The sequence below is a fragment of the Nocardia farcinica genome (assembly GCF_029867845.1).
Taxonomy (GTDB): domain Bacteria; phylum Actinomycetota; class Actinomycetes; order Mycobacteriales; family Mycobacteriaceae; genus Nocardia; species Nocardia farcinica_A.
Map to the genome: position 1 here is coordinate 1 of NZ_JARWRU010000624.1, position 3,223 is coordinate 3,223.

The following is a 3,223-nucleotide window of genomic DNA, read 5'->3' on the forward strand; positions in this document are numbered from 1 at the left end:
GGCCCGGCCGGGCCAGCATCTGCGGCCATTGCGAGGGTGGCCCCCCGGGGCAGTTCGCGATGTCGGCGGTGCGCACACTCGGGTCGGTGGCACAGGGCAGGTTGCGCGCGCCACGGGCGACCCGGCTGTCGGTCTGCGGGAGTTTGCAGTACGCATCCGCGGGCGCCGGCGCGTAGCCGGTCTCGCTCGGATCGCGGCGCTGTGTCTCCTGATAGCCCTCGGTGCAGGTCATCGGATTGCCGGTGTTCAGCAGTTTCACGTCCAGAGGGCCCTGACCGGACAGCCGGTCGCCGGGATCCTGGAACCCACGGTGCATGTAGTTGACGGCCGAGGACAGCGCCGGGTAGACCACCAGCAGATGCCGTAGCCCGGGTGCGTTGACGCGCAGCACCTCACCGGACGTCTGCAGGTTCATCAACAGCAGCGGCAGGGTCGGCGTGATCTGCTGCAGGGTGCCGGTCGCGCTGTCGAAGAAACGCGGCCCGTCGGTGACGACCGCACGCAACTGCTCGTCGTTCATGACCAGCTGATCGGTGAAGGACGCGAGATCGGTTGCGGCCGACTGGATCGCCGGGCCGGAGTCGCTCAGCGCCTGAAGTACCGGCTCGACAGTGGTGACCAGTGCGACGGTCTCCCCCAGGTGGCTGCGGGCGTTCTGCACGAGGGCGGCCGAGGCGGCGAGCGCGCGGTTGAGGGCGTCGCCGGTCCCGCCGAGAGCGGCCGACGTCTCGTCGACGGTGGTCCGCAGCGAATCGGTGGGTACGGTCTGCAGCAGCGAATTGATCTCGGCGACAACGGTGGCCGTCGGGATGGGCACCCGGGTCCGGTCCGGGCCCAGCGTGTCGCCGTCGGCGAGGAACGGCTCCGTGCTCGTCCTCGGGACGAGGTCGACGTACTGTTCGCCCACCGCGGAGACGCTGCGCAGGATCGCGTCGGAGTCCGCGGGCACACGATGGTCCGAGCCGATTTGGAGTTCGGCCACCGCACCCGAGGGCCCGAGCGAGAGTCCGTTCACCACTCCGATGTCGACGCCGCGGTAGGTGACCAGCGCGTTGACGTAGAGTCCCGCCGCGTCGGCGAACTCCGCGCGCACGGTATAGGTGCCGATCTGGGTGTATCGCTGCACCCCGGCGTACTTCACCGCGCTGAACGCGACGGCGAGCACAGCGACCACCGCGAAGATCGACAGCTGAACGCGGATCGTGGTCGACAGCATCAGTTCGGGCTCCCGTCGTGCGCCGGTGCGGGGGTGAGCGGAGCAACGAGTGGATCGACGGCGTGGCGGAGCGGGAGAATGCCCGGGATGCTGGGCAGGACCTTGCCGGTGATCGCCTGCGGGCTCACATCGAGTGTCAGGAAGAGGTTGAGGTAGTCGCCGAGAACACCGCGGTCGGTGGTCATCACGGGGAACGGGATCGTCAGGGCGATCTTCAGGGCTTCCGGGAGGTCGGCTCCGGCGGCCGCGAGCTGATTCAGGACCGGGGCGAGCTGAGCCAGGTCGTCCTTCAGGTCCGCCTTGCCCGAGTTGAGCACCTCGGTCGCCATGTCGCCGAATCGCCCGACCGCGGTGAGCATCTCGGTCAGCCGCTGCTGCTGCTGATCGAGGACGTCCAGCGCCGGCTGGATCGCGACGATGCCGCGGTCGATGGTCGCCGACTGCCGGGCGAGTTCGTCGCCGAGCCTGCTCATGCTGTCGATGGCGCGGACGATGTCATCGCGTTGTCCATCGAGTCCGGCGACGAATTGCCCGAGGTCGCCGATCAAGCCTCGCAGGGATTGCTCGCGGCCCCCGAGCACCAGGTTGACCTCGTCGGTGATGGTCTGCAGTTGCTCGAGGCCTGCCCCGTTGAGGACCAGCGACAGCGCCGACAGCACCTCTTCGACCGAGGCGTACTGGCTGGTGCGCTCGCGCGGGATAACGCTGCCTGCGACGAGCCGGCCGATCGGTTCCTCGTCCGGCGGGACCGCGAGTTCGATGTACTGAGCACCCAGGACGCTGGTCTGAGCCAGGCGGGCCGCCACATTGGCGGGAAGTTCGGCCTCCGAGTCCAGCGTGAGCGTGACCCGGGCGTGCCAGCCGTCGTTCTCGATCCGGTCGATGTTGCCGACGGTGACATTGCCCGCCTTGACCGGGGAGTTGCCCACCAGATTCTGGGCGTCGGCCAGCTCCACCACGACGGGGTATCCCTCGCCGGTGCCATTGCCCGGCAGCGGGATCGAATTGATTCCGTCGAACGTGCAGCCCGATGCGCAGATGATCACAGCCCCGGCCGCGACGGTCGTGACGGTGCGGATGCCTGGTCTCATCGGTGCCCTCCAGGGGTGAAGATGTCCTGCAGGCCGGGGATCATGATGCCCTGCGCGGCCGGGGTCGGTGCCGGCCCTTGGGGAGCGGGCAGTGCCGCCGCGGCGAGCTGACCTGCCAGGGCCTCGGTGGCGCGAGCGCATTCGCCGGTGGGTGCGTCGACGGTGGTGAGCAGCGCGCAGATGAGTGACTGCGGATCGATCGCGTCCGGTATGGCCAACGCACCGGTCAGCGAGTTCGAGTCGGGGTCGTAGATGTTGTAGAAATCCGACAGTGCGGTCGGTCCGGCGTGCAGGATCTGGGCCAGGGTGTCGATGCGGTCGACGAGCAGCCGGGTGAGCCGCGCCGCGTCCGCTGTGTTCGTGCTCAACGCATCACGGTTCTCGTCCAGGAAGGCGGTTACGGTGGCGAAGGTCTGCTGCATGCTGACCAGCAGGGCGTCGAGTTCGGTTCGGTTGCCGCTGAGCATATTCGAGACCGAGGCCAGTTCGGTGGCGAAGCGGCGAACTTGATCGTCGACGGCGGCGACGGCCGTCGTGACGGTCTGCAGATTGTCGACGGTGGCGAACAGGTCGGCACCGCCGGCGTCCAGGGTGCGCGCGGCGTCGGAGAGATTCGTCAGTGCCGTGTTCAGCGCCTGGCCGTTGCCGCCCACTGTGACCGCGGTGGCGTCGAGGAAGGAGTTGAGTGCGCCCGCCTCCTCGGCGCCGCCGGGTCCGATCTCGCGGCTCAACTCGACGAGCTGGTTCTTCGTCTCGTCGAATTCGATCGGCGCGGCGGTGCGCTCCATCGGGATGGTGGCGCCGTCCGACAGACGCGGGCCGCCGGTGTAGGCGGGCACCAGCTGGATGTATCGCCCGGTGACGAGCGTGGGTGCCACGATCACCGCGCGGGCGTCGGCGGGTACCGGGTGTGTGC

At 68.8% G+C, this 3,223-nt stretch carries 3 protein-coding genes; all 3 read right to left on the minus strand.

Annotated features, from left to right (window positions below; genetic code table 11):
* The coding region (locus tag QH283_RS13730; protein WP_280503388.1) for an MlaD family protein at window positions 1-1,216 on the minus strand (1,216 nt) is incomplete at its 3' end.
* The gene (locus QH283_RS13735) at window positions 1,216-2,307 is read right to left on the minus strand and encodes an MCE family protein (RefSeq protein WP_086845882.1); all 1,092 of its coding nucleotides are present in this window, start codon (window positions 2,305-2,307) and stop codon (window positions 1,216-1,218) included. The genes QH283_RS13735 and QH283_RS13730, both read right to left, overlap by 1 nt.
* Window positions 2,304-3,223, minus strand: a 920-nt coding sequence (locus QH283_RS13740) for an MCE family protein (protein WP_280503389.1), incomplete at its 5' end; no start/stop codon positions are given. The genes QH283_RS13735 and QH283_RS13740, both read right to left, overlap by 4 nt.

Bases quoted from the DNA above. Each gene is read 5' to 3' on its own strand.
- QH283_RS13735 (WP_086845882.1), bottom strand. From the start codon at position 2,307: ATGAGACCAGGCATCCGCACCGTCACGACCGTCGCGGCCGGGGCTGTG.